This window comes from Pseudidiomarina insulisalsae (assembly GCF_003987065.1).
Classification (GTDB): Bacteria; Pseudomonadota; Gammaproteobacteria; order Enterobacterales; family Alteromonadaceae; genus Pseudidiomarina; species Pseudidiomarina insulisalsae.
The window spans coordinates 172,393-198,991 of record NZ_PIPY01000007.1; the positions used below are offsets into that span (position 1 = coordinate 172,393).

28 protein-coding genes are annotated in these 26,599 nt (G+C 53.4%); 6 read left to right on the forward strand and 22 right to left on the reverse strand.

The window, feature by feature from the left end:
- Genes CWI71_RS08005 through htpX form a run of 3 tightly spaced genes read right to left on the reverse strand, consistent with a single transcriptional unit; the run spans position 1 to position 3,113 of the window.
- Positions 1–816: a DUF1338 domain-containing protein gene (locus CWI71_RS08005; RefSeq protein ID WP_126754740.1), complete on the reverse strand. Its 816-nt coding sequence runs from the start codon at positions 814–816 to the stop codon at positions 1–3.
- A 27-nt stretch (positions 817–843) separates the two neighbouring features.
- The gene (locus tag CWI71_RS08010; RefSeq protein ID WP_126754741.1) at positions 844–2,202 is read right to left on the reverse strand and encodes a class II 3-deoxy-7-phosphoheptulonate synthase; all 1,359 of its coding nucleotides are present in this window, start codon (positions 2,200–2,202) and stop codon (positions 844–846) included.
- 29 nt (positions 2,203–2,231) lie between these two features.
- Positions 2,232–3,113 carry a protease HtpX gene (gene htpX, locus CWI71_RS08015; protein ID WP_126754742.1) on the reverse strand — a complete coding sequence of 294 codons (882 nt, stop codon included), beginning with the start codon at positions 3,111–3,113 and terminating at the stop codon, positions 2,232–2,234.
- A 134-nt stretch (positions 3,114–3,247) separates the two neighbouring features.
- Between htpX and pepE the strand changes: the two genes are divergently transcribed.
- Positions 3,248–3,961, forward strand: a complete 714-nt coding sequence (gene pepE / locus CWI71_RS08020) for a dipeptidase PepE (RefSeq protein WP_126754743.1) — start codon at positions 3,248–3,250, stop codon at positions 3,959–3,961.
- Here the strand turns inward: pepE and bioD are convergent.
- Genes bioD through bioB form a run of 4 tightly spaced genes read right to left on the reverse strand, consistent with a single transcriptional unit; the run spans position 3,898 to position 7,645 of the window.
- Positions 3,898–4,626: a dethiobiotin synthase gene (bioD, locus tag CWI71_RS08025; protein WP_126754744.1), complete on the reverse strand. Its 729-nt coding sequence runs from the start codon at positions 4,624–4,626 to the stop codon at positions 3,898–3,900. The two genes, pepE and bioD, sit on opposite strands and share 64 nt — an antisense overlap.
- Before the next feature lie 2 nt (positions 4,627–4,628).
- Positions 4,629–5,414 (reverse strand): methyltransferase domain-containing protein, encoded by a 786-nt coding sequence (locus CWI71_RS08030; protein ID WP_126754745.1) that lies wholly within the window; start codon positions 5,412–5,414, stop codon positions 4,629–4,631.
- Positions 5,411–6,571, reverse strand: coding sequence for an aminotransferase class I/II-fold pyridoxal phosphate-dependent enzyme (locus CWI71_RS08035; protein WP_157981081.1), 1,161 nt, complete (start codon positions 6,569–6,571; stop codon positions 5,411–5,413). Before CWI71_RS08035 ends, CWI71_RS08030 begins: the two co-directional genes overlap by 4 nt.
- 30 nt (positions 6,572–6,601) lie before the next feature.
- Positions 6,602–7,645: a biotin synthase BioB gene (gene bioB, locus CWI71_RS08040; RefSeq protein ID WP_126754747.1), complete on the reverse strand. Its 1,044-nt coding sequence runs from the start codon at positions 7,643–7,645 to the stop codon at positions 6,602–6,604.
- A gap of 115 nt (positions 7,646–7,760) precedes the next feature.
- On the opposite strand from bioB, the gene bioA reads away from it, so the two are divergent.
- Positions 7,761–9,041, forward strand: a complete 1,281-nt coding sequence (gene bioA / locus CWI71_RS08045) for an adenosylmethionine--8-amino-7-oxononanoate transaminase (RefSeq protein ID WP_126754748.1) — start codon at positions 7,761–7,763, stop codon at positions 9,039–9,041.
- Between the two features lie 88 nt (positions 9,042–9,129).
- A complete protein-coding gene (gene asnS / locus CWI71_RS08050) occupies positions 9,130–10,530 on the forward strand; it encodes an asparagine--tRNA ligase (protein ID WP_126754749.1) in 1,401 nt (466 codons plus the stop codon).
- A 13-nt stretch (positions 10,531–10,543) separates the two neighbouring features.
- On the opposite strand, the gene CWI71_RS08055 is transcribed toward asnS, so the two are convergent.
- Positions 10,544–11,092: a nitroreductase family protein gene (locus CWI71_RS08055; RefSeq protein WP_126754750.1), complete on the reverse strand. Its 549-nt coding sequence runs from the start codon at positions 11,090–11,092 to the stop codon at positions 10,544–10,546.
- 165 nt (positions 11,093–11,257) lie between these two features.
- Here CWI71_RS08055 and sppA point away from each other — a divergent pair, with 165 nt between their 5' ends.
- The 3 genes from sppA to CWI71_RS08070 are packed head-to-tail and all read left to right on the forward strand — an operon-like array spanning position 11,258 to position 15,553.
- A complete protein-coding gene (gene sppA, locus CWI71_RS08060) occupies positions 11,258–13,114 on the forward strand; it encodes a signal peptide peptidase SppA (RefSeq protein WP_241967662.1) in 1,857 nt (618 codons plus the stop codon).
- 29 nt (positions 13,115–13,143) lie between these two features.
- On the forward strand, positions 13,144–14,160 hold the full coding sequence (gene ansA / locus CWI71_RS08065) for an asparaginase (RefSeq protein ID WP_126754751.1): 1,017 nt from the start codon (positions 13,144–13,146) through the stop codon (positions 14,158–14,160).
- 49 nt (positions 14,161–14,209) lie between these two features.
- A complete protein-coding gene (locus tag CWI71_RS08070) occupies positions 14,210–15,553 on the forward strand; it encodes a sodium-dependent transporter (RefSeq protein WP_126754752.1) in 1,344 nt (447 codons plus the stop codon).
- On the opposite strand, the gene CWI71_RS08075 is transcribed toward CWI71_RS08070, so the two are convergent.
- The 14 genes from CWI71_RS08075 to yceD form a co-directional block, all read right to left on the reverse strand.
- Entirely contained in the window at positions 15,550–17,034 is a 1,485-nt protein-coding gene (locus CWI71_RS08075) for a bifunctional 2-methylcitrate dehydratase/aconitate hydratase (RefSeq protein WP_126754753.1), read from the reverse strand. The two genes, CWI71_RS08070 and CWI71_RS08075, sit on opposite strands and share 4 nt — an antisense overlap.
- Before the next feature lie 195 nt (positions 17,035–17,229).
- Positions 17,230–18,021 carry a TatD family hydrolase gene (locus CWI71_RS08080; RefSeq protein ID WP_126754754.1) on the reverse strand — a complete coding sequence of 264 codons (792 nt, stop codon included), beginning with the start codon at positions 18,019–18,021 and terminating at the stop codon, positions 17,230–17,232.
- A 27-nt stretch (positions 18,022–18,048) separates the two neighbouring features.
- A complete protein-coding gene (locus CWI71_RS08085) occupies positions 18,049–18,375 on the reverse strand; it encodes a PilZ domain-containing protein (protein WP_126754755.1) in 327 nt (108 codons plus the stop codon).
- A 2-nt stretch (positions 18,376–18,377) separates the two neighbouring features.
- The gene (locus CWI71_RS08090; protein WP_157981082.1) at positions 18,378–19,331 is read right to left on the reverse strand and encodes a DNA polymerase III subunit delta'; all 954 of its coding nucleotides are present in this window, start codon (positions 19,329–19,331) and stop codon (positions 18,378–18,380) included.
- Between the two features lies 1 nt (position 19,332).
- Entirely contained in the window at positions 19,333–19,965 is a 633-nt protein-coding gene (gene tmk / locus CWI71_RS08095) for a dTMP kinase (RefSeq protein ID WP_126754757.1), read from the reverse strand.
- 3 nt (positions 19,966–19,968) lie between these two features.
- Positions 19,969–20,979: an endolytic transglycosylase MltG gene (gene mltG / locus CWI71_RS08100; protein WP_157981083.1), complete on the reverse strand. Its 1,011-nt coding sequence runs from the start codon at positions 20,977–20,979 to the stop codon at positions 19,969–19,971.
- Entirely contained in the window at positions 20,958–21,743 is a 786-nt protein-coding gene (gene pabC / locus CWI71_RS08105; protein WP_126754759.1) for an aminodeoxychorismate lyase, read from the reverse strand. Before pabC ends, mltG begins: the two co-directional genes overlap by 22 nt.
- 64 nt (positions 21,744–21,807) lie before the next feature.
- Positions 21,808–22,047 (reverse strand): acyl carrier protein, encoded by a 240-nt coding sequence (gene acpP, locus CWI71_RS08110; protein ID WP_126754760.1) that lies wholly within the window; start codon positions 22,045–22,047, stop codon positions 21,808–21,810.
- Positions 22,048–22,173: 126 nt separating this feature from the next.
- A complete protein-coding gene (gene fabG / locus CWI71_RS08115) occupies positions 22,174–22,914 on the reverse strand; it encodes a 3-oxoacyl-ACP reductase FabG (RefSeq protein ID WP_126754761.1) in 741 nt (246 codons plus the stop codon).
- Positions 22,911–23,831 (reverse strand): ACP S-malonyltransferase, encoded by a 921-nt coding sequence (gene fabD, locus CWI71_RS08120; RefSeq protein ID WP_126754762.1) that lies wholly within the window; start codon positions 23,829–23,831, stop codon positions 22,911–22,913. The genes fabG and fabD overlap by 4 nt, the downstream gene beginning before the upstream one ends.
- Before the next feature lie 14 nt (positions 23,832–23,845).
- Positions 23,846–24,814, reverse strand: a complete 969-nt coding sequence (locus tag CWI71_RS08125) for a beta-ketoacyl-ACP synthase III (RefSeq protein ID WP_126754763.1) — start codon at positions 24,812–24,814, stop codon at positions 23,846–23,848.
- Between the two features lie 9 nt (positions 24,815–24,823).
- Complete coding sequence (gene plsX, locus CWI71_RS08130; RefSeq protein ID WP_126754764.1) at positions 24,824–25,849, reverse strand: phosphate acyltransferase PlsX; 1,026 nt, start codon at positions 25,847–25,849, stop codon at positions 24,824–24,826.
- Between the two features lie 21 nt (positions 25,850–25,870).
- Positions 25,871–26,041, reverse strand: a complete 171-nt coding sequence (gene rpmF / locus CWI71_RS08135) for a 50S ribosomal protein L32 (RefSeq protein WP_034729259.1) — start codon at positions 26,039–26,041, stop codon at positions 25,871–25,873.
- A 19-nt stretch (positions 26,042–26,060) separates the two neighbouring features.
- A complete protein-coding gene (gene yceD / locus CWI71_RS08140) occupies positions 26,061–26,585 on the reverse strand; it encodes a 23S rRNA accumulation protein YceD (protein ID WP_126754765.1) in 525 nt (174 codons plus the stop codon).
- Positions 26,586–26,599: the final 14 nt, after the last annotated feature.

Sequence of the window (26,599 nt, forward strand, 5' to 3'; positions counted from 1 at the left end):
TTAGTCGGCAGTGCTGGCCGAACGTGCGTCGGTACTTTCAAAGATCTTGTCAGCAGACGCTGCAACAAAGCCGGTATACAGCTTGTCAGGCGCTATTTCATAGCGCTTGGCAAACTCATAAAAACAGCTCGGAATGACTTTTTCCATGTCGCTGAAACGCACTGCAGTGTGATCTGCCAGGGTTGACGACTGTTCCAGATACACTTCAGGGGAGCCTTTAATCTCGCCGCCTGAGGTATTCAGTCGAAAACCGGCATTTTTCAGGGTCTGATTCACCTGCTCTAATGACTCGTAGTCAGGCAGATGATTGACGTTCACGGTAAAGTGATTGGCACGGAAGCCAAATGCGGCCATCCAGGCGGCATATTCACTCTCTTCCAGTAAACGCTCGTAATCGTTGCTGCTGATCTGCCAGTGGGTACCTGAATACATAAATTCCGGTGTGGTTACGCTGGCCGGATCAATCTGTGCCACCAGTTGCTTCACAATGTCCTGCAACTCAGGCGAAAACTCTTCTACCAACAATTCGCTGATAAAGATTTTTGGCAGGGTTGGATCAGCATGTTCATAATGCTTCGCGACCAGGCGTTTGGCTTCAAACTTATAGTCGCCACAGGCTTTATAGCCCATCGCCTCAAAATGCGCTGCCAGTGTCTCTAAGCGCACCGGCGCCAGATTGAAGGTACGGAAGGCGACATGATCATTAATGATGTCGCGGCCCTGCCCCAGCACCTGGTGCACTTTAGCGGCGGATGGGGTCAACTTAATGTAATCGTTCCATAGGTTTTCGAAAAACTGCTCAACCTGTTGTGACATATACTGCTAAAACCTCGAAAATGTCTGTTAACCGCGGCCTTGACGAGCCTCACGGAGAGAATCAGCGACCAGGAAAGCAAGTTCCAGTACCTGGTCGGCGTTCAAACGCGGATCACACTGGGTGCGATAGCGTTGGGTCAAATCCTGTTCACTAATCTGGTACGCACCACCGGTGCATTCAGTGACATCTTCGCCAGTCATCTCCAGGTGAACGCCACCGGGATAGGTGCCTTCGGCCTGATGGACCGCGAAGAACTGTCTGAGTTCCTGATGGATGGCGTCAAAATTACGCGTTTTCAAGCCGTTCTCAGCTTTCACCGTATTGCCATGCATCGGATCACTTGACCACACCACATGGCGGCCTTCCGCCTTCACCTTACGGACAATTGCCGGCAAAGCGTCTGCCAGATGGTCGGCGCCCATGCGGGTTATCAGGGTAATCCGGCCGGGCTCATTGCCCGCATTCAGCGCATCCAGCAACTGAATAACGTCATCAGGCTTAGTGGTCGGACCTATTTTAACACCGATCGGGTTATGAATGCCACGCATGAACTCAACATGGGCATGATCAAGCTGGCGCGTGCGCTCGCCGATCCAAACCATGTGTGCTGAGCAGTCATACGGCAGACCGGTTAAGGTATCGGTGCGGGTCAGCGCCTCTTCATACGGCAACAATAACGCTTCATGAGAGGTAAATAACTGTGTTTCGTGAATCGTCGCGTTGGTATCGGCAGTGATACCTAACACTTCCATAAATTTCAGTGCCGACTGTATCTGCTCAGCTACTTCAAGGTACTTGTCTTTGAGCGGGTTTGCCGCGACAAAGCTCATGTTCCACTTATGCACCTTGTGCAAGTCGGCAAGTCCGCCCTGCGCAAAGGCGCGGAGCAGGTTCAGTGTGGCTGCTGAATGATGATAAGCCTGCACCATGCGCTGTGCGTCTGGCTGGCGCGCGGCCTCCGTAAAATCGGAACCGTTAATAATGTCGCCGCGGTAGCTGGGTAGCGCAACACCGTCGATGGTTTCCAGATCGCTGGAACGCGGCTTCGCATATTGCCCGGCCATACGTGCGACTTTGGTGACCGGACAGGAGCCGGCAAAGGTCAGCACAATCGCCATTTGCAGAATGACTTTGAAAGTATCGCGAATTTTTGGTGCATTAAAATCAGCGAATGACTCAGCGCAGTCACCGCCTTGCAACAAAAAGCCGTGCCCCTGACTGACCTGCCCCAATTGACGCCGTAATGCACGAATCTCTTCAGCGAACACTAACGGTGGAAACATCTTTAGCTGATGCTCAACGGTTTTCAGATGTTCGTGATCGGGATAAGTCGGTTGCTGTTGGATTGGCTTTTCGCGCCAGCTCCGCGCACTCCAGTTGGTCATGATGATCCTTTTTACTTCTCTGTTAGATGTCAGTTACGTGTCATTCGTTGCAACGCCGCAATACGTTTCGCCAATGGCGGATGGCTCATAAACAATTCACTCATACTACGTTTGGTCTGAATACCAAAGGCAACCATGCTACCGTCAAGCTGCGACTCTTTTGCGTTTTGTAAACGCTGTAAGGCGGCAATCATTTTATGCGGTCCGACTAAGCGGGCCGAGCCATAATCGGCGCGGTATTCGCGTTGGCGAGAGAACCACATAACGATAATACTGGCGAGAATACCAAACACAACCTCTAAAACCATGACAATCGCAAAATAGGCCATCCCGCCCAGACCGCGGCCATCGGAGGAATCACTGCGTGTCGCATTATCAATCATGCCGGCAATGACCCGCGCAAAGAAAATCACGAAGGTATTCACCACACCCTGAATCAGGGTCAGAGTGACCATGTCACCGTTGGCGATATGACTTACCTCGTGCGCCAGCACCGCTTCGACTTCATCTTCATGCATACCGCGCAACAGCCCGGTACTCACCGCTACCAGCGAGCTTTTCTTACTCGCCCCAGTGGCAAACGCGTTCGGCTCCGGCGAATCGTAGATGGCCACTTCCGGCATGGGAATGCCGGCCTGTTGTGCCTGCCGTGCGACAGTTTGCACCAGCCAGCGCTCGGTGGCATTACGCGGAGTGGTAATGGTATGCGCGTTAACACTGCGCTTTGCCAGCCATTTCGACATGGCTAACGAAATAAATGCGCCGCCAAAACCAAATACCGCAGCAAAAACCAATAATCCGGAATAGCTTGACGGATCCACGCCAAACGCCGGTAGTACCAGACTCATAACCACACTCAGCACCAACAAAATAGCGAGGTTGGTGGCTAAGAATAAGACGATACGTTTCATGATGTTAGAACCTCTTAGAAAACATCGGTAGCGAGCTTTATAATGGTGTCTAGTGTACCTGAATTCAATCGCCAATAGCGCGCTTTTTTGCTAGCCTTGGCAGACTTTTTTGTAATCTGAAACCATGGTGACTTATGCCCCGTCAATTGCTTTTGTGTTCCAGTTCTAAAGCTGGTGACAGCTCCTATCTCGCCCCGGTCATACCACAATTGCGCCAGCACGTCGCGCCGCCGTGCTCACTGTTATTCGTGCCCTTTGCGGGGGTCGGTATGAGTTATGACGACTATACCGCCAAAGTCGCCGCGGCATTACAGCCGGAGGGCTACCAGGTCCGCGGCCTGCACCGCGAAACGGATCCGGCGCAGGCTCTGGCGGGCGCCGATGCCATTCTGGTAGGTGGCGGTAATACCTTCCACCTGCTCGCACAACTGCAACAACGCGATCTGGTGCAAGCGATTCAGCATGCCGTTCAGCAAGAGGTGCCCTATATTGGCTGGAGTGCCGGCGCGAATATCGCCGGGCTGAGCATTCGCACCACCAATGATATGCCGATTGTCGAGCCCGCCTCGTTTGACGCGTTGGCGCTCGTGCCGTTTCAGCTCAACCCGCATTACACCGATTATCAGCCCCCTGGCTTTCACGGCGAAACCCGCGATCAGCGACTGAGCGAATTTATGGCGCTGGCACCTGAGACACCGGTGCTTGCTATCCGCGAAGGCACCGCGCTACGGGTGACTGACGACCATATGCAATTAATCGGCGACGTCGATGGTTGCGTGTTCCATCAGGGCAGCAAAGCAACCTTACCCTGCAACACGGACATCAGTTCCTGGCTGGGTAGTAAGTGATCCGCGAGCTGCTGCGCGGTTGCCGCCGGTAAAAATGGCAGACTGCCCAGACAAGGCACATTAAAGCGTTGTTGTAACTGGGCGGTCAGCCACGCAAGATTTTCCTCATGCAAGCGCATTGGCTCAGATTGCGGCTGGTTCGCTACCCAACCGATCACCTCAACACCCTCGCGCTGAATATCAGCCACACTCAGAAGTGCGTGATTCAGACAGCCCAGTTTCATGGCCACCACCAACACCACTTTATTTGTGCATAGCCGGGCAAAATCCGCCAGGCTCTCGCTATCGTTCAGTGGTACCTGCCAACCGCCGGCACCCTCAATCATCAGTACATCGTGGGGATAGTCCAGTAACTGTTGTTGCGCGTGGTAAAGCTCCCGCGCGCTGAGGCGCTGACCAATTTGCGCCGCAGCCAGATGGGGAGCGACAGGCGGTGCCAGGCAAACGGGATTGACGCTTTCGTAAGGCACCTCAACACTCATTGCCTGTTGCAGTGCCAGCGCGTCACTATTCCGCAGCCCGTCGGGAGTTTGCTCAGCGCCGGCCGCCACTGGCTTCATTGCCAGGGTACGATAACCGCCCTGATTGAGGCGGGTCAGTAACGCTGCCGTCACCACGGTCTTCCCTACATCGGTATCCGTACCTGCCACAAAAACACAAGTCATCTTTAATTTTCCTCAAGTTCTTTGCGACCGGTAACAAGCCCGATGCGCCACTGCAACTCCAGCAGGCCGCGAGCATTACGATGGCGTTCCAATGCCTGATATAAACGTTGCATACGGGTACGTGAAAACAGTCCCTGTTGTTCCCGTGCGGTATAGTTGGCGCCTACGCCTTTAAGCTCACGCAGCATGGCCGCAACCGTGGCAAACTCCTGGGTGATCACCAGTTCCTGACATTCCACCTGCCAGGGCAAGCGTCCCGCCAGTAAGGCAAATTCATCAAAGCCATACCAGCGATTGGTATGGGGCTGTCCGTCGACGGCGGTAAAGCATTCAGACAGCGGCCACAATGAGCCTGCCAGTACCGTCGAGGCGGCCAATTGTCCGCCCGGAGCCAGTACCCGGTACCATTCAGCCAGCAAACCGGACAGGTCATTGCCCCACTGCATCGCCAGATTACTGAACAGACTGTGTACACTGCCATCGGCCAGCGGTAACTGCTCCATGTCAGCTAACATCAGTTGCGCCGGCGGCAGGTGTTGCGCTGCCTGCGCCAGCATCGCCGGGGCAAGATCAATGCCAATGTAATGGTTACTCACCTGACACAGACGCTGAAAATGATGCGCCGGTCCGCAACCAACATCTACCAGCAGACCCGGTTGCGGCCGCAGATAGGGTAAAAGTTGCGCCAGCACCTGGCGCTGCAAATGGTCATGCTCGGCATAGCCGACGGCGGCCCGCCCAAACTGTCGCGCTACCCGGCTTTTGTCATAGTGACTTACCAACCTCATACATTAGACTCCTGACAGGCTCGGTAAAGCGCTGTCACTAATTGCTGAATATCTGCCTCAGTATGCGCGGCAGTCAGTGTCAGACGCAGGCGCGCGGTGCCCTCGGGCACCGTTGGTGGGCGAATGGCACTGCACCAGATGCCTTGCTGGCGCAAACTCGCGCTCATCGCCAACGCAGTGGCATCACTGCCGACGACCAATGTCTGGATCGGGTGTTTATTCTGACTTACCGGCAAACCCTGTGCGGCACATTGCTGCTGAAATTGCGCGACGTTTTGCCACAGTCGCTGCCGTAGCTGTTCCCCCGCGGGGGCAAGAATGAGTTTTACTGCCGTCGCAATTGCCCCCGCCTGAGCCGGTGGCATTGCGGTTGAATAAATGAGTTCAGGGCAAAAATTGATCAGGTAGTCAGCCGTGGTGCTGTCGAGGCCGAGCGCACCGCCCGCCACGCCGCAAGCTTTGCCAAAGGCCAGACTGACAATTCCCACCTGTTGCGCGCTAAACTGTGCAGCAACACTGCGGCCACGGTCACCGCAAACGCCAAAGCCATGGGCGTCATCCAGTAATACATCAAGCGTCGGATGAGCTGCCAGTAAGGTCTGTAATTGCTCAGCGGCCAGACTATCGCCGTCCATACTAAACACCGACTCGCTAATCAGTAACGCTGGCCCCTGCTGCTGCGTAAGCCGGTCATTAAGGGCTGCCAACTGATTGTGCCGGAAACGCCGCCAGCGCGCACCGCTTTGCCGCGCGCCTTGCAGTAAGGAGGCATGGGACAGTCGATCCAGCCATAACTGCTGATAATGCTGACCAAGCGTTCCCAATGCACCGGTATTGGCAGCAAAGGCGGAACTAAACAACACGACGCGCTCACGCTCAAGCACATCTGCCAACAGGTCTGCCAGCGCCTGGTGCTGCGCACTATAACCGGTTACCAGCGCCGAGGCCCGGCTACCTGCTTGCGGTGCCGCCGCATAAGCCGCCAACACCTGTGGGTGCTGACTCAGGCCGAGGTAGTCATTACTGGAAAACTGTAAAAAGCGCGCACCGCTAACGCTGATTTCACGTGCCGACACCGGGGTCACCGTTGTTAACTGCCGCAGCCGCTGTTGCTGGATACGCGCCGCAAGCTGCTCAGTAAGGAGGGTTGCAATCACAGGGTTCACGTTGGTGTCGACCGGTAAACTTTAGCTGACTTCGTAATAACGTACCGGCTGCTCCTGCTCCTGCAGCGCGTCGCCAATCACCGCTTCATGCACGTCGTCGCTATAGCCTTCATGTTGCAGCGGTTCAATGCCAAGCCGCTGGAACAGTTGCTGATCTTTATCTGCCTCAGGATTCGGGGTGGTCAACAACCGTTCCCCATAAAAGATAGAGTTGGCGCCGGCCATAAAACAAAGCGCCTGTAGCTCATCGTTCATGGTTTCACGACCTGCACTTAAGCGTACGAATGACTGCGGCATCAAAATGCGCGCGACCGCAATAGAGCGCACAAATTCAAAGGGATCTAAGTCATCCAGCTCGGCAAAGGGCGTGCCTTTTACCTTCACCAGCATATTCACGGGTACACTTTCCGGATGCTTCGGTAAATTAGCCAATTGCTGCAATAGCCCGGCGCGGTCACTACGACTCTCACCCATACCAACGATACCACCGGCACAAACCTTCATACCGGCGTCACGCACATTGGCAAGCGTTTGCAACCGGTCATGATACGTACGGGTGCTGATGATTTCGCCGTAAAACTCCGGCGACGTATCAAGGTTATGGTTGTAATAATCAAGCCCTGCCTGCTTTAGCATCTCAGCTTGCTCTGCAGACAACATGCCCAGCGTCATACAGGTTTCCAGGCCAAGTTTTTTAACCCCCTGCACCATTTCGATAATGTAAGGCATATCGCGATCTTTGGGATTGCGCCAGGCTGCCCCCATACAGAAACGACTCGCGCCCTGCGCTTTAGCGGCTTCCGCCTCCTGCAGAACTTTTTCTACGGCTAACAGGCGTTCGCGATCGACATCGGTACGATAATGCGCGCTTTGCGGGCAATATTTGCAGTCTTCAGGACAGGCGCCGGTCTTAATTGACAGCAAGGTACTGACCTGTACCTTATTAGCATCAAAATTTTCCCGATGAACTTGCTGAGCCTGGAACAGCAAATCGTTAAATGGCAGCGCAAATAACGCTTCTATTTCTTCGCGGCGCCAGTCATGGCGTAGAGTTGAGACAGTCATCGAATTGTTCCGGTTGGTGATTCAAATTGATTCTGGTTATGCTCGAAGAGGATACCCTGATCGGGTACACTGTCAACTTTTTACCGCCTTAAAACTTAACGGTTGTATATTTTTTATGCAAAACGATGATTTAGCTTTTGACCGCAAGCACATCTGGCATCCCTACACCTCCCTGCACCAGCCGCTGCCGGTCTATCCAGTGGCAGCAGCGCAAGGGTGCGAGCTGATCCTCAGTGATGGCCGTCGCCTGGTCGACGGTATGTCCTCCTGGTGGGCTGCCATTCATGGCTATAATCACCCGCATCTGAATGCGGCACTACAGCGCCAGAGCAGTCAGATGAGCCATGTCATGTTTGGCGGTATCACCCATCAGCCGGCCGTCGATCTGTGTCGGCGCTTGCTGCGCCACGCGCCGGCGAACATGCAGCATGTTTTTCTGGCCGATTCCGGCTCGGTGGCGGTTGAGGTAGCCATCAAGATGGCAGTGCAGTACTGGGCCGCCCGTGACAAACCGGCGAAAAACCGTCTTGCTACCATTCGTGGTGGTTACCATGGCGATACCTTCGCGGCGATGTCGGTATGTGATCCGGTCAACGGCATGCACACCTTATTCCGCGGCGCCCTGCGCGAACAACTGTTTGCCCCGGTGCCGGCTGTTACGCCACAAGATACCTGGGAACCCGCGGCCATTGCGCCGTTACGCCAGTTGCTTGAGCAACATCAGCATGAATTAGCCGCGCTTATCCTCGAGCCTATTGTGCAAGGCGCCGGGGGAATGCGCTTTTATCATCCGCAATTTCTTAGTGAAGCCGCTGCGCTCTGCCGTGAGTTTGAGGTGCTGCTCATCGCAGATGAGATAGCGACCGGCTTTGGCCGCACCGGGCGCTGGTTTGCCTGTGAGCATGCCGCAGTTCAACCGGACATTATGTGCCTGGGCAAGGCGTTGACCGGCGGTTACATGACGCAGGCGGCGGTTCTGGCCAGCGCGGACGTCGGGCATATTATCAGCCAGGGGCCCGCCGGTGGCACCTTTATGCACGGGCCGACCTTTATGGGGAATCCGCTTGCCTGCGCCGTCGCCAATGCCAGCCTTGAATTGCTTGAACAAAATGATTGGCAACAACAGGTTGCGACCATTGCCCGGCAGCTTCATGACGCGTTAACGCCGCTGCGCGAATTGCCCGCCGTTGCGGATGTTCGCTGCCTTGGCGCCATTGGGGTCGTAGAAATGCGTGAACCAGTGGACGTGGCCGCCGCGCAGCAGGCATTTGTTGAAGCCGGCGTATGGATCCGTCCCTTTGGCAAGTTGGTTTACCTGATGCCGCCCTTTATTATTTCGTCGTCACAGTTGCGCAAGTTAACACAGGCCATCGCTGATCTGGCCGCACGGGCATGAATTACGTGATTTTCGCTTGAGTCTTGGGCAAAGCAAGGTAACATAGACACTCTTTTTTGATTGATTTTTACACGGAGTTTTCAGACGTATGTCCTTCGCTACAGTTGTCGATGTTTTAGCGGGTAAAATCGCCGTTGGTGAACAAACCACAGTGCGCGGCTGGGTGCGTACCCGTCGTGACTCAAAAGCCGGTATTTCGTTCATTAACATTCATGATGGTTCGTGCTTTGATCCAATTCAGGCCGTTGTCCCTAATGAACTCGACAATTATGAAAGCGAAGTATTGAAACTCACCACCGGTGCCAGTGTTGCCATTACCGGCACCGTTGCCGAGTCCGCCGGTAAAGGCCAGGCCTACGAACTGCAAGCCACTAAAGTTGAAGTTTACGGCTTTGTCGAAGACCCTGACACCTACCCGATGTCGCCGAAGCCGCACTCGATGGAATATCTGCGCGAGTATGCGCATTTGCGCCCGCGTACCAATGTCACCGGCGCAGTCATGCGGGTGCGTAACTGTCTGGCCCAGGCCATCCACCGCTTCTTCCATGAGCGTGGCTACTTATGGGTGGCAACCCCGATTATCACTGCGTCGGACGCAGAAGGCGCCGGTGAAATGTTCCGCATTTCTACGTTGGACATGATGAACCTGCCGCGCGGTGAAGAAGGCGCGGTCGATTTTACCAGAGACTTTTTCGGTAAAGAGTCGTTTCTGACCGTGTCAGGCCAGCTTAACGTCGAAACCTTTGCCTGTGCGTTGTCGAAAGTTTATACCTTTGGTCCGACATTCCGTGCAGAAAACTCAAACACCAGCCGCCACCTGGCAGAATTCTGGATGGTAGAACCTGAGCTGGCATTTGCGGACTTAAACGATATCGCGCATCTTGCAGAAGATATGCTCAAGTACTGTATTAAAGCCGTACTTGAAGAACGCGCTGATGATATGGCCTTTTTCCAGCAGCGCATCGACAAGAACGTGCTGGATCGTCTCAACCACGTGGTTAGCAATGAGTTCGTGCATATGGATTACACCGACGCGGTTGAAATTCTGCAAAATTGTGGCAAGAAGTTTGAATATCCGGTCAGTTGGGGAATGGACCTGCAGTCGGAGCACGAGCGCTATCTGGCGGAAGAGCATGTCGGCGCGCCGATTGTGCTGAAAAACTATCCGAAAGATATTAAAGCCTTTTACATGCGCCAGAATGACGACGGCAAGACTGTCGCGGCAATGGATATACTGGCGCCAGGCATTGGTGAGATCATCGGCGGCAGCGCCCGTGAAGAGCGCCTTGACCGTTTAGACAGCCGCATGCAAGAGATGGGCTTACCGCTTGAACATTACAGCTGGTACCGTGACTTGCGTCGTTACGGTACCGTACCCCACGCTGGCTTTGGCCTCGGCTTCGAGCGCCTGGTCACCTACGTGACCGGTATGACCAATATCCGTGACGTGATTCCTTTCCCGCGGGCGCCTAAAACGCTCGACTTTTAAGCGCCCTCTCCTGTTAGCCGTCGCTGAATTTGTCAGCGATGGCTTTGTCAGGCTTGATCGGCGTGGGTACCGCCGGGGTTCCTACATATAAAAAGCCGACAATTGCATCTTCTGACTTTGCTTCCAGTGCTGCCAATACCGCAGCGTCTTCGGCAAACCACCCGGTGCGCCAGATAGCGCCGAGGTTCTGCGCAAAGGCTGCTTGCTGGAGCAACAAGGTGGCGCAGGCTGTAGTGGCAAATTGCTCATCACGCGGCACTTTTTCATGGGGCTGATAATCCATCAGGCATGCGATCACCATCGGCGCCCGCATGGGCTGCTGGCTTGCCTTCATACAGGCTTCCTCGCTCAAGCCCTTTGCTTCCGCCGCAGCACGAAAAATAGCGCCAAGACGTTGCCGTCCCTCACCCTGAAAAACCACAAAGCGGTATGGCATCAGTGCCTTATGATCGGGCGCGCGTCCCGCGGCACGTTGCATTAATTCAAATTGTTCCGCACTCGGGCCTGGCTCAATAAGGCGTGGCATCGATGAGCGGGTGGTAAGAAGTTCAATGGCCTGCATAACTTTCCTGTCCAGTAAGAGTCGGCTCAATGACGAGCATGAAGATTGTCAGAGCTGCTAGCTTAGCAAAGGATCATGCTCTGTTACATTGTCAGGGTAGTTTATTCGCTGAATGTTCAGTATTCTTCATCATTACCTGTTTAAAATTTTAAGGACGCTGATCACATGAGTGCAATCGCCAATGTCTTTAAGAAGCTTTTCGGGCTGATTAATAACATCCGGAAGTTTCTGCTAAACGTCATCTTTTTCCTGCTTTTGTTCATAGTTATTGCGGTACTGGTTACCGACGAAGAACCTATGTTGGTGCCGGAAAACGGTGTCCTGGTGGTGCAGCTTGACGGCGCATTGGTGGAAGAGAAAACCTGGGTTGATCCTATGGATCGCTTTTTTAACGATGCCTTCGGCTCGCCAAGTACGCCACCGGAAACCTTATTAAGTGACGTGGTTGAAAGTATTGAACGCGCCGCCGACGATCCACGGATCAGTGGTATTTACCTCGACTTACGCAATTTCACCGGCGGTGGCATGAATAAAATGAAGCTGGTTGCAGAGGCACTGCTCCAGTTTCGTGAGTCAGGCAAACCGGTCTACAGTTACGGCGACTACTACACGCAACCGCAATATTTTCTTGCCGCTCACGGTGACGCCGTTTATCTGAACCCGCTCGGCGCCATTATGTTTGAGGGAATGGGAAATTACCGACTGTACTTTAAAGACCTGCTCGATAAACTCAAAGTCAGTACCCATGTGTTTAAAGTAGGTGCCTATAAGTCAGCGGTCGAGCCTTATACCCGTAACAGCATGTCTGAACAGGCGCGCGAAGCCAACGCCGAGCTCTATGACGCGCTCTGGAGTGACTATATCGCGATCATTGCGCAAAACCGTGAGGTCGACCCGCGTTTGCTGAGCGGCGAAATTGACGATTTTCAGGCGATACTGGCGGAAAATAACCAGGACATGGCCAAAGTTGCCGTTGCCGGTGGCCTCGCTGATGAGCTACTGTCCCGCGAAGCCTTTCGCACGCAGATGATCAACCTGACCGGTCTTGATGAAGACGAAAAGAACTGGCGTCGTATCAGTCATCAGAACTATCTCAAAACAGAATCATTGCGACTTGATATGCCAGCCGCCGATGAAGATGCCAACGAGATTGCCATCGTCGTCGCTCGTGGCGTAATTGTGGACGGCTATCAGAAGCCAGGCAGCGTGGGTGGCGACAGCACCGCGGAACTACTGCGCCGGGCGCGCCTGAATGATGCAACCAAAGCTGTGGTGCTGCGCATTGACAGCCCCGGAGGCAGCGGCTTTGCCTCCGAGGTCATCCGCCAGGAAGTACTTGAGCTACAGGAAGCAGGCATTCCGGTCATTGCCTCAATGTCGTCGGTGGCCGCTTCAGGTGGCTACTGGATTGCTGCCAGCGCCGATCAGATCTGGGCGGCACCAACTACCATTACTGGCTCTATCGGTGTGTTCGGCATGTTCTTCACCATTGAAGACTCGCTGGCCCATCTTGGTGCTTACAGTGACGGTTATCACACCACTGAAATGCCGGTCTTTGACATTACCCGCCCGCTACCGGATGAAGCGGAAGTGGTGATTCAAAGCTCCATTGAAAAGTTCTACCGTGACTTCGTCAGCATGGTCGCCGAAGCGCGTAACATGACCTATGAGCAAGTTCATGAAGTCGCTCAGGGACGTGTCTGGACCGGTGCTAAAGCACAACAACTTGGCCTGGTAGACAACCTCGGTGATTTGCCTGCTGCGATTGAAGCAGCGGCCGCCGCAGCACAAGTCAGCGACTATCAGGTGGTAACTGTACAACCTGAGCTTAGCGCACGTGAGCGTTTCTTGCGGGACTTCTTCGGTCAGGCCGAAGTTTTCTTGCCAGCGCCGTCTTCTACACGTACCATCGACCCGGTCAAACAACAATTACAAAGTGTCTGGCGCGAGGTGCAGTTGATCAACAAGTTTAACGATCCACAAGGGGTCTATTTACTGTGTGAGCTCTGCCCTATGCCCTAAGGCATTCATTGAATGGGTTAAGAAGTATCATGAGTGAACAGCGTAAGCGCATTTATGTCGCCTACACCGGTGGTACCATCGGCATGCAGAAATCGGCGCAGGGCTATGTCCCTGCGCCGGGGTTTTTAACTTCCTGCGTGAATCAAATGCCGGAATTTTTCCGCCCTGAAATGCCCTACTTTGATATTCAGGAATATCAGCCGTTGATGGACTCTTCGGATATGTCGCCGCAGGACTGGCAACGTATCGCTGATGATATTCAGTCAAAGTATGCCGATTATGATGGCTTTGTCATTCTGCATGGTACCGACACCATGGCCTATACCGCGTCTGCGCTGTCGTTTATGTTCGAGAACCTGGGTAAGCCGGTGATTATTACCGGCTCACAAATCCCTCTGGCCGAACTACGCTCCGATGGCCAGACCAATCTGTTAAATGCGCTCTACATTGCGGCCAATTATCCAATTCATGAAGTGGGCCTGTTTTTCAATAACCAACTGTATCGCGGTAACCGCGCTACCAAGGCCGACGCCAACGGCTTTAATGCCTTTGACTCACCGAATTTCCGCCCCTTGCTTGAAGCCGGTATCCAGATTAGTGTCAAAGCTGGCATGGTGAAGCCACTCGATAGCGCGCCACTGAAAGTCGCCCGGGTCACCCCCCAGGCGATCGGTGTGATTCCGCTTTACCCTGGTATTTCACCGGTGTTATTCGACCATTTGCTCCAGCAACCGGTGAAAGCTCTTATTATGCAAAGCTATGGCGTGGGTAATGCGCCGCAGAACCAAGCATTGCTGGCCAGCATTGCCCGCGGCGTAGACGCAGGCGTTACCGTACTTAATTGCACGCAATGCTTCAAAGGCAAAGTGAATATGGGCGGCTACGCCAGCGGTAATGCGCTGGCTGAAATTGGCGTCATCAGCGGCTTTGACATGACTATTGAAGCAGCGTTGACGAAATTACATTATTTACTCTCGCAAAACTTACCGCAGCAGGAACTTGAACGCTGCTTACAGACAGATCTGCGTGGTGAGCTGAGCGCGTAATTGCGATTAAATTAAACGATAAAATCAACAATAACGATAAGAACAAATTATGGCTTCAACTTCTCCTGCTTTTTCTTCCCGTATTGGTTTCATTCTTGCCGCCGCGGGTTCTGCCGTCGGTGTCGGCAACATCTGGGGCTTTCCGACGCAGGCAGCAAGTAACGGCGGCGGTGCTTTTTTACTGGTCTATCTGGTGATGATCCTGGCGCTTGCCTACCCGATGCTGGTGGCCGAGCTGACCATTGGCCGCATGCGCCAGCGTAATCCCATCGAGGCACTTCGCGCGCTGGGCGAAAATCGCTTCTGGCGCGGTTTTGGCGCCACTACCGGGGTCATTGCGCTCATCGTGTTATCGCTGATTTTAAGCTTCTACGCTATTGTCTCCGGCTGGTTACTGGCCTTTATGCTGGCGCCACTGGCTGAGCTACTGGGCTTCGCCAATGCGGCCGACTGGCTGACCGCTTTTAGCGTCGAGCGCAATCTCAGTATGATGGTCATTTTTCTGTTGCTCACTATTCATGTTGTGCGCTCCGGCGTCACTGAAGGGATTGAACGCTGGTCCAGCCGGCTGATGCCCTTGCTGTTTGTTCTGCTGATTGCCATGGTCATTTATATTCTGAGCTTACCCGGTGCTGCTGACGGTCTGAAAATGTACCTGACTCCCGACTTTTCGCGCGTGCTTGAGCCCAATTTGATCATCCGCGCCATGGGCCAGGCCTTCTTCTCGCTGTCGATCGGCGCCGCTTGTATGATGACCTATGGTGCCTATCTCTCGCAGCAGGAAAATCTGCCAAAAACCGCAGGTTGGGTCGCTGGACTTGATACCAGTGTGGCATTTTTAGCCGGCTTACTGATCCTGCCGGCAATGTTTGCCGCTCAAGAGTTAGGGGTCATTATTTATGACGATGCAGGTGTATTGTTGTCTGCCGACACCCTGGTCTTTACCGTACTGCCGACTATGTTCGACTCTATGGGTGGTGCTGGTTTATGGGTGGCGTTTGCTTTCTTCGCCCTGATGGTCATCGCAGCGATTACCTCGTCAATTTCCATGCTGGAGGCGCCGGTAAATGCGCTACGAGAGGAAAGCGGCCAGCCGCGTTCTCGCTCGGCCTGGTTTGTCGGCATTGTGATCGGGGTCCTATCCGGTCTGATTATTTATCATTTTGAAACCCTGTTCGGGCTGGTGATTACACTCACGACCGTTTATATGCAGCCTCTGTTGGGCTTAACCTTTGGTGTGCTGTTAACCTGGATTTTACGGCAGAACTATTTGCTGAAGGCGTTGCAGGATGGTTCGCCAGATATCCAGAAATCGTTGTTCTGGAAAATCTGGCCGTGGTACGTGAAATTTATTTGTCCGCTATTGATTCTGCTGGTGATTTGGCACGGCTAAATCACCAGTAAATCCATCAACTCGTGTACCGGCATGGCGACGAAGCGCGCATGATCATCACATAACTCGCGGATGCGTTTGCTGCGCTCCGCGGGGAACCGGGTCGCAAGATTTTCCGCGAACTTCTGCTCAAGCACCGGTATGCCCTCGTCGCGTCGCTGCTGATGACCTATCGGGTAATGCACCTCAACTTTGTCCGTCGCTGAGCCGTCGTTAAAAAATACCTGTACGGCATTGGCAATTGAGCGTCTGTTACGATCGAGGTAGTCTTTGCTGTAAGCGCTCTCCTCGACCACTTCCATCTTTTCACGTAACACGTCAATCTGCGGATGCTCTTCGTGGAAACTGTCTTCGTAGTGGTCAGCATTGAGCTCACCAAATAATAACGGCACAGCCACCATATACTGCAGGCAGTGATCGCGATCCGCGGGGTTGGCCAACTTGCCCTGCTTCGAAATAATACGAATGGCCGATTCATGCGTGGTCAGTACAATTTTTTCGATATCGTCAATGCGATCTTTGACCTGCGAGTGCAGCTCAACCGCAGCCTCACAGGCAGTTTGAGCGTGAAATTCTGCCGGGAACGATAACTTAAATAGAATATTTTCCATCACATAGCAGTCATAGTCCTGACTACGACTAAACTGCCATTTATCGCGCGGCTTCAGTTGCTGGTCTTTATTGGTTTTATTAAAGGAAACCTCATAAAAACCCCATTGTTTAGCACTCAGCGCACCCGGGATTCCCATTTCACCGCGTAGCGCGATATCCGCCAAACGTACCGCACGGCTGGTTGCATCGCCTGCTGCCCATGATTTACGGGAGCCGGCATTCGGTGCATGGCGGTAAGTGCGAAGCGCCTGACCGTCGACCCAGGCGTGCGACAACGCTGCCAGCACCTGCTCTCTGGTTCCCCCCAACAGCCAGGTGGCAACCGCGGTTGAGGCGACTTTGACCAATACCACATGATCCAGGCCGACGCGGTTGAAACTGTTTTCCAGTGCTAACACGCCCTGAATCTCATGCGCTTTAATCATCGCCTCAAGTACCGTCTCCAGCGTCAACGGCGCCTCGCCGGCAGCGACCCGGCGCTGCGAAATGGTGTCGCACAGCGCCAGTATTGCGCCAAGATTATCTGATGGATGGCCCCATTCGGCAGCCAGCCAGGTATCGTTATAATCAAGCCAGCGCACACAACAGCCAATATCCCAGGCCGCCTTGACCGGATCAAGCCGAAACGAGGTACCTGGCACGCGGGCGCCATGGGGTACCTGAGTTCCCTCCACCAGCGGACCAAGATGCTTGCAACACTCCGGATAGCGTAACGCCAGCAGACCGCAGCCGAGGGTATCCATGAAGCAGTAACGAGCCGTTTGCCATGCCAGCTCACTAAACTCATGGTGCTGCATTACGTAGTCAGCAATTGCTTGTAATTCAGTATCATAATCGGGGCGGTCAGTGCGATCGAATGTTGATCCCATGGCTTTACCTCCTCGTCTGGCGTCGGTAGATAAAAAAATGCTCGGGACCAAAAAGAGTCCCGAGCCTAGGGGAATGGCTCAAGGGATTGAGCCGTGCGCTAACTCGATAAATTTCGAAGGTAAAGTTCAGTGTAGACAACAAAATAATTTTTGCTAAATTTTTTTCGCGTCTTTACCGGTTTTTTTTAAGAAAGGTCAGGCATTCACCGGCGTGACCCGATTGAACAGGCGAAAGAAATTTGCTGTGGTTTGCTCAGCCACCTCCGCTAATGTGACGCCTTTTATATCAGCCACACATTTGGCGACATCAGCGACATAAGCGGGTTGGTTTTGTTTGCCACGATGCGGTACCGGTGCCAGCCAGGGGCTGTCGGTTTCAATTAACAGCTTATTCAGCGGCAGCTTTTTTACCACATCGCGTAATTCAGTGGCGTTACGAAAGCTGGCAATACCGGAAATGGAAATAAAAAAGTCCAGATCGTCAATCGCCTGTTTGGCCATCTCATAGGACTCGGTAAAGCAGTGCAACACTCCGCCACAGCGTTCAGCATGGCCGTTACGTAACAAACTTAAGGTGTCGTCGCGGGCGTCGCGGGTATGAATAATAAGTGGCTTATCGAAACTGTTGGCAAGCTCAATATGATAGGCAAAACTGCGTTGCTGGATCGCTTTACTGTCAGCGTCATAATAATAGTCCAGCCCGGTTTCGCCGACCGCAACGACGGCATCATCCTGCACGTACTCACGCAATTGCTCTTCCACCAGCGCGTGCTTGGCGATATAGAGCGGATGCACGCCACAGGAAATGGCAACTTGCGGATACGGCGCTACCAGCTCACGCATTTTGGGGAAATCTTCAAGGGTCACGCCAATACAAAGCATCTGTTGCACGTTCGCTTGTTTGGCGTTTTGCAGGACCTGTTGCAGGGAACCTTCGAATTCGTCCAGCTTCAATTTATCAAGATGGCAGTGCGAATCGATGAACACAGCGACTCCTTAACGGTGTGTAATGAATTACATGGTTGCCGTCGGCGCCGTCGATTCACCTAAATGACCCAGCAAGGTCTCGATACGGTTACGCAGATGCGACTTATCGTCAACAAACTGAACGCCTACCCCCCGCTGGTCACTGCGACCGGGCCGGAGAGGAGCCAGCCAGACAACCTTCCCTTTGATCAAAGTCTCCTCTGAATCACCGGGCAATTGTACCAGTAACGTCAATTCATCACCAATCGCATAGGGGTCGGTGGTGGCTACAAATAAAGCGCCGCCCTTAATAAACGGCATGTACAGGCGTCGTAACTGTTCTTCTGATTTTAGCTGTATACGCTTTGCTGCCATGGCTAAAGCCACCTCATCCAGAGTTCTTTTAATAGCAGAGGACCGTTCAGGCCACTCTGTTCATTTGTACGCTGTCGTATAGCATAACATAATTGTAACCAAGAACTTAATTCTGTCACCTGATAATTGTGTTGCCGCAACCAGTTTTCTACACTCTCGCGCTGCTGCGGAAGTTGCAACTGCGTAACAGCGACGTTCTGTTGCAGACGGATCAGCATTTGCAGCCACTGTTCCGTTGCCAATAGCCAACCTTGCCAGTTCGTCTTCGTCAGCGCCGGTAACGCCGCGCCTGCGGTAAAAGACTCGTTTAGCTCTGCCAGATCATCGCTTGGGTAATCACCCGACTCTGCCCATTGCAACAAAGCCAGCGGACGATCGGCATAGCGCTGACAATAGTTCTGCTCTTCTGCAGTTAACACCCGTTGCAGTCGTTGTGCAAGCCATTGTGCAACCTCTTCTGCGCCGGGTTGGGGAATACGTTGTAATTGCATGCGACTGCGCAACGTCGGCAACAAGCGCTCAGTGCGCTCCGGCGTGACAATAAAGTAGGTAGCGCGGGTCGGTTCTTCGAGAGTTTTCAATAACGCATTGGCGGCGGTCACTGAAAGTTTCTCAGCATCCTGCAGCCATACCACTTTAGCGCCCGCCTGATTCGGAGTCTGTTGCAGTTTCGCTAATAACTCCCGGACCTGATCAACACTTATCACTTTGCCGTCAACACTGCCTAACCGGTAAAAATCAGGATGATTTCCGGCTTGATGCAATAAGCAACTCTTACATTGCCCGCAGGCACGTTTTTGCGACTGCGTACAAAGTAACAGCTTGATCCACTCGTCAACTAACGCGGCGGTGCCGAGATCTGGCTGCCAGGGAATGCAATGGGCATGCGCTAACGTGCCCTGTTGCTGCTCGCGTACCAGGTTCTGCCAAAGCGTTCGTAACCAGGGAAGACTCACGTTAACCCCTCGCGCCGCCAAAAAGTTCGGCCTCTAATGCATTAATTAACGCCTGATGCACCTGGCCCATGGGCTGATCGGCGGAAATGACCTTAATACTGCGCTCCTGTGCCGCAATTTCGAGATAACGCGCCCGCGTACGCTCAAAAAACGCCATGGTTTCCTGCTCAATGCGGTCTAAATCTCCGCGGGCTCGCGCGCGCTCAAGACCTAGCGCCGGATCAAGATCGAGCAGTAAGGTTAAATCCGGCGCAAAGTCGCCAAGTACCAGATGTTTTAATGCTTGTAGTTTTTCGTCGCCAAGTTCGCGCCCCCCGCCCTGATAAGCGCGTGAGGATAAATCGTGGCGATCTGCAATCACCCATTTGCCTTGTGCCAGCGCCGGGCGGATGACATTTTCAACCAGTTGTACGCGACTGGCGTACATCAATAATAATTCAGTTTCGGCGGTGACACGCTCGTCCCAGTTGCGTTTCACCAGCTCACGTAAAGCTTCAGCTAAGGGCGTGCCACCGGGTTCACGCACGGTCAGGGTGGAAATGCTTTTCGCCTGCAGGTGACTGACCAGACTTGCGATTGCAGAACTTTTACCAGCCCCTTCGAGCCCTTCGACGACGATGAATTTTCCCTGCATAATCTAATGCTTTCCTCGTTGGTAGCGATCAACCGCGCGGTTGTGTTCTGCTAAGGTTTTTGAAAATACGTGGCCGCCCGACCCGTCGGCGACAAAATAAAAGTAGTCGGTCTGCGCCGGCTGAGCCGCGGCTCGCAGACTTGCCTGACCCGGCATGGCTATCGGTGTCGGCGGCAGACCGTCTATGCGATAGGTATTATAAGGCGTCCGTTCACGCAAATGCGCGCGGGTCAGATTACCGTCAAAATCAGCAATACCGTATATAGTGGTCGGGTCGGACTGCAAGCGCATGCCCTCGCGCAGCCGATTGACAAAAACTGAGCTGACAATGTCACGCTCGCCGCTGACCCCGGTTTCCTTTTCAATAATCGAGGCCATAATAAGCAACTCATAAGGCTCTGTATAGGGTAATTGCGGTGCCCGTTGCTGCCACGCCGCTTGCAAACGCTGTTGCTGGGTCTGATAAGCAGTGCGTAACAGCTCGATCACACCGGTGCCAGCGTAGAAATGATAGGTATCGGGTGCCAGCAACCCTTCGAGCGAGGGCCAGCGATCGCTGCCGGCAACAGCCACCGTCAGTGCGTCGGTTTGCTGTAACTCCCGGTCAGACAAATAAGGGTGCTGCTGTAACAGCCGCAGCCATTGCGCCAGTGTTTGTCCTTCGACTAAGGTAATCGCGAACTGATGTTGGCGCCCTTGTTGTAGTTGTTGCCAGAACTGTCCCAGGGTTTGCCCCGGCTGTACCTGGTAGACGCCGGCCTGAAGTTGATCGGCAGCAGCCCAGAGACGACTGGCAAGATAAGTCAGCTCCGGGTTGGCCGACCATAACTGCTGCTGTTGCAGCTCTCTGAGAACCGCTTTCGCGTGCGCTCCGCGACTTACTTCGACTAAGGTTTCCCCCGCCGGCACCTGCAACGGCCGCTGCAGCAGGTTATAACTGTAGTAAGTTGCGCCAGCGGCGCCAAGCAGTAGTACCAGTAAAACAATAACAATTACGCGTCGGACAATGGCCACCAAGATACTAACGCCTTAGGTAAAGTAGAATCATGAAGCTTATGTTCGCCGATTTGTGCTAGCGGGCGCAAGCCTAAAACGGTATTTGTCAGTAACGCCTGCTCGGCCCGCAGCAACCGCTCAGGCGCAACCGCGACCTGCGCGACCTCGCCTAAAACCTTCGCACTGAGAATTTGCTCACGCACAATTCCGCTGATCCCACACTGACTGAGGTCAGGCGTGTACCATTGATTTTCTTCACGCCAGAACAGGTTGCTGGAAACGGCCTCAACGAGATACCCCTGCGTATCACTGACCAGCAGTTCTGCGCAGCCGCGCTGCTGTCGCTCATGGCTGAGCATAACCTGCTCCAGGCGATTCAGTGTTTTTAAGCCGGCAAACTGCGCTGAGCGCGCCAGTTGCAATTCAGCATGTTGCGCCTTAATTGCGGTGTTGTCGCGCGGCGCTAAAGCTGTGGCCGACAGGTACCAGTTGACCGGGGTGGCAGCAGCAAAACCATAACCACGGCCGCCTGTGCCGCGCGTGATGATAATCTTGACCACTGCATCACGCAGCGGGATCTGCCGCAACGTTGACAGCACGGAGGTTTCGTCGGGGAGTCCCATCGCCAGTCGCTCACTGGCAGTGCGCAGGCGCTGCCAATGGGCGTTCCACCAGCGTGGTTGTCCCTGCTCGATGGTAAGCGTGGTAAAATGGCCATCGCCAAACTGCAATCCCCGATCAAGACCGGGTTCATTCAGCGGTTTGCCGTTGCGCCATAACATCAGGTAGTGATTCCGGATAGAAAAAAGGCGGAATTTTCATTCCGCCTTTTTGCATTCGTTCAGCTTAGTCGTTTGCGTGATTGGTCACGTAATCGATAGCTGCCTGAACAGTTTTGATTTTCTCTGCTTCTTCGTCTGGGATTTCGGTTTCGAATTCTTCTTCGAGCGCCATCACCAGCTCAACAGTATCAAGAGAATCTGCACCCAGGTCGTTTTCGAAAGAAGCTTCAGGCTTCACTTCTTCTTCTTTCACGCCTAACTGTTCAACGATGATTTTCTTTACGCGTTCTTCAATAGTACTCATTGTTACAATGTCCCTTCATTTAGGTATCGAGTTCAAAATTGCGCTTAGTGTAGTGAATGCGGCAACATTAATAAAGGAAAAATTTGTTAAATGCCGAGAGGTCATACCCCTTCACTACCCTAACACTTACACCATAGCCAGACCGCCATTCACATGGATGGTCTCGCCAGTAATGTAGGCGGCACCCGGCGACGCCAGAAAAACCGTTGCTGCCGCAACTTCTTCAGGCTGTCCCAGACGTGCGGCCGGAATATTGGCGAAAATCGCCTGTTTCTGCTCTTCGGTTAATGCTTTGGTCATATCTGTATCGATAAAACCTGGTGCCACGCAGTTCACCGTAATACCGCGTCCGGCCACTTCCTGCGCCAACGATTTGCTAAAGCCTTCAACCCCGGCCTTCGCCGCACAGTAGTTCGTCTGCCCCGGATTACCGGTAGTACCCACCACCGAAGAAATATTAATAATACGACCAAAGCGACGCTTCATCATGCCGCGTAAGACCGCTTTACTGAGCCGGTATACTGACTTCAGGTTGGTATCAATGACCGCATCCCAGTCATCGTCTTTCAAACGCATGAGCAGGTTGTCTTTGGTAATGCCGGCGTTGTTGACCAGAATATCAAGCTGACCGTAGTTATCATCGATGGTTTTCAACACCGCTGCTACGCTGTCCGCGTCGGTCACATCGAGGCGTAATCCCTGCCCGTTATCACCAAGGTAGTCAGAAATGGCTTGTGCACCATTGTCACTGGTCGCGGTGCCTACCACTTTGACGCCTTGCGCGACCAATTGTTCCGCAATCGCGCGACCAATACCGCGACTGGCACCGGTGACCAACGCCACCTGTCCTTGCATAGTTGTTGTCATGATTGCACCTTTTGAATGCTTTCTACAGAATTGACCGCGTCACCCTGGAGTGACTTGTCGATACGTTTGGTTAATCCGGTTAAGACCTTGCCCGGGCCAATCTCATAAACTTCGGTGACACCTTGCTGGGCCAGATACTGAATGGTCTCAGTCCAACGCACCGGCGAGTAGAGCTGACGTATCAGCGCGTCACGGATGTCATCGGCATCACGCTCAACGCTGACATCGACGTTATTCACCACCGGTAGATTGGGCGTACGCAGGGTAATTTTACCGAGCTCTACTGCCAGCTTTTCGGCCGCCGGTTGCATCAGCGCACAGTGCGAAGGCACACTGACCGGCAAGGGTAGTACGCGTTTGGCGCCTGCTTCTTTCAACGCTGCCGAGGCACGTTCGACCGCTTCGGCGTGACCGGCAATCACTACCTGACCTGGCGAATTATAATTCACCGCGCTGACCACCTGATCATCCGCTGCCGCAGCGCAAGCCTCTTCGACGCGGGCATCATCCAGGCCAATCACCGCAGCCATGGCACCAACCCCGGCAGGAACGGCTTCTTGCATCAGTTCGCCGCGTTTTGCCACCAGCGCAACTGCGTCGGCAAAGTTCATCGCACCGCTGCATACCAGCGCCGAGTACTCACCCAGGCTATGGCCTGCTAACCATTCAGGTGCGTCCACGCCCTGGTCTTCCAGGACCCGGAACAGTGCAACACTGGCGGTCAGCAAAGCGGGCTGAGTGCGTTGCGTCTCGTTCAGCTTCTCAGCCGGACCTGACTGCACCAGTTCCCATAAATCATAGCCTAACACCTCACTGGCTTCGGCAAATACTTCCTGTACCACCGGATACTCGGCAGCTACGTCGGCTAACATACCTACGGTTTGTGAGCCTTGTCCCGGAAAAACGTATGCGCGCATCGTCCCTTCCTTATTTAATAGTTAACTAAAGCTGAACCCCAGGCGAAACCGCCGCCAAAGGCTTCGAGCAATAAATTCTGACCGCGTTGAATACGCCCGTCGCGAATCGCCACGTCAAGGGCAATAGGTACGGACGCCGCTGAGGTATTGCCAGTATCAGCCAGCGTCGTAATGACCTGAGCCATGGGCATTTTCAACTTTTTTGCGGTCGCTTTAATAATGCGTAAATTAGCCTGATGAGGCACCAGCCAGTCCAGATCTTCGGCGCCAAGGCCGTTGGCTGTCAAGGTTTCGCTGACCAATTCGCTTAACTTGCTCACCGCTACCTTAAATACTTCGTTGCCTTTCATATACATCCAGGCTTCACTCAGAGCCTCCGCACTGGCGCTACTGTGCCGTTGCGGATGATTGACTCCCAGTAGATCAGCAAATTCGCCGGCACTATGCAAATGCGTGGACAAAATTCCCGGCTGCTCACTGGCCTGTAATACAGCTGCGCCCGCACCATCACCAAATAAAATGATGGTGTTACGATCGTCCGGCTTACACAGCCGCGACAACACGTCGGTGCCAATGACCAGCACGTTACGATAGGTACCACTGCGAATGTACTGATCAGCCACACTCAGGGCAAAAATAAAGCCTGAACAAGCTGCTGCCACGTCAAACGCCGGAATATTTTGGTCGGTTAAGGCGGCCTGAATCTCACAGGCGACACTGGGAAAGGCGCGTTCATTCGAGGTGGTGGCGACGACGATAAGGTCAATCTCGTCAACCCGCAACTGGGCTGCCTGTAATGCTTCGCGTGCGGCCGCAACGCCCATGGTTACCGCATTTTCACCGTCGCTGGCGATGTGGCGCTGATGAATGCCGGTACGCTCAACAATCCACTCATGGCTGGTGTCAACGCGTTGCTCCAGCATCGCATTAGTCAGGCACTGCTGCGGCAAATAATGCCCGGTGCCTGCGATTCGTGCAAACATAAAAACCTTTTAGTGTTGTTCTAAGAGAACTTTCTCCACCTGATCACGAATACGTGTCGGGAGGTCCTGTTGCGTCTCTTCCACGGCTTGTTTGATGGCACTAAAAAATGCTTTACCGTCGGCATCACCGTGGCTTTTGATCACGACGCCACGCAATCCTATCAGACTTGCGCCATTATAGTGGTCGGGCTTCAGCCAGTCCCAGGAACGTTGCAGACGGTGGTAAAAAAGTTTCACGAACCAGCGCGTTAGCCAGTGAGCGTTAATGTTGGAACGGATATTATTTAACAGTAGCTCGGCGAGTCCCTCGCAGCTTTTCAGCGCGATATTGCCGACAAATCCGTCGCAGACAATGACATCAGCTTTATCGGCGAACAGATCATCACCTTCAATAAATCCTATGTAATTCAGCGACTTTGATTGTTGGAACAGTTGCGCAGTGGATTTCACTACGTCGTTACCTTTAATGTCCTCTTCACCCATATTCAGCAATGCAATACGGGGCTGTTCAATGCCTAGCACTTCACGCGCCGCCACAGAGCCCATCAGGCCAAACTGAAACAGGGTATCGGAATCGCAGACCGGATTGGCACCAAGGTCGAGCAAAAACGCACTTTTTCCTGACGCCTGCGGTATGGCAGACATCAACGCAGGACGCAGCACGCCTGGCAAGGTCTTAAGTGAGAAATACGCTTTGGTCATCAATGCACCGGTATTACCAGCACTGACACAGGCAGCAGCCTCTTCACTGGCTAGCAGCTCCAGCGCGACACGCATTGAAGAGTCAGGTTTGGCACGCAATGAATAGCCGGGCTTATCGCTCATACTCACCGTCTGGCTGGCATACTTAAGGGTAACGCGGGGGTGTTGTTCAAGTTGCTTGGACCGCAACAGCGGTAACAACTCGGCTTCATCGCCGACGACGATGAAATGGTGTTGGGGAAATGTAGTTAACGCATCGTCTAATGCGTCAATAACAATAGAGGGGCCAAGATCGCCCCCCATTGCATCAAGTGCCAGTGTCAGTGCGGCCATTGCCTCACTTCCGTTGCTGGTTTACTTGTTTACGACTTTACGGCCTTTGTAGAAACCGTCAGCTGTTACATGGTGACGACGATGCGTTTCACCAGAGGTAGAGTCAACCGACAGTGTAGGGCCGCTCAGTGCATCGTGAGAACGACGCATGTCGCGCTTCGAACGACTTTTCCGATTCTGTTGTACAGCCATTTACGCTATCTCCTAAGTTTTATTTACGCTTTAATTCTTGCAACACTGCGAAAGGATTTTCTTTTTCGCCCGGAGTGTCTTCAACGTCACCCCACTGCATTGCGTTACTATCTACCCGACATTCGCGCTCGTCGTGTTTAACTACCACAGGCATCGCCAATATCAGCTCATCTTCAATAATTCGATGCAGTTGGATCTCACCAAGCTCATCTAATTCGATGGGCTCGTAGTCACTCGGCATATCGGTGGCCGTTTGCCGTTTGGTTACTGGCGCGTAAACGAAGTCACTTGTCAGCTCTACCGCCATAGGTTCACCACAGCGCTCACAAGCGACTGTGACGTTGACCGCGGCGTGCCCTTTGACGTGCTTAATGTCTTGCGCGTCCTCGGCAAATTCGAGTTCGGCATCAACATCTGCACAGGGCTCTACCAAAAGCTCTTGTAAACGTTGCATTGCGTTACCTGGGACCAGGCCCACGTAGCTCAACTGTTTACCGGCACTTTTGACCGGATCGACCGAAATAGGAATACGAACCTTCTGCATAGGGCGCGAATGTT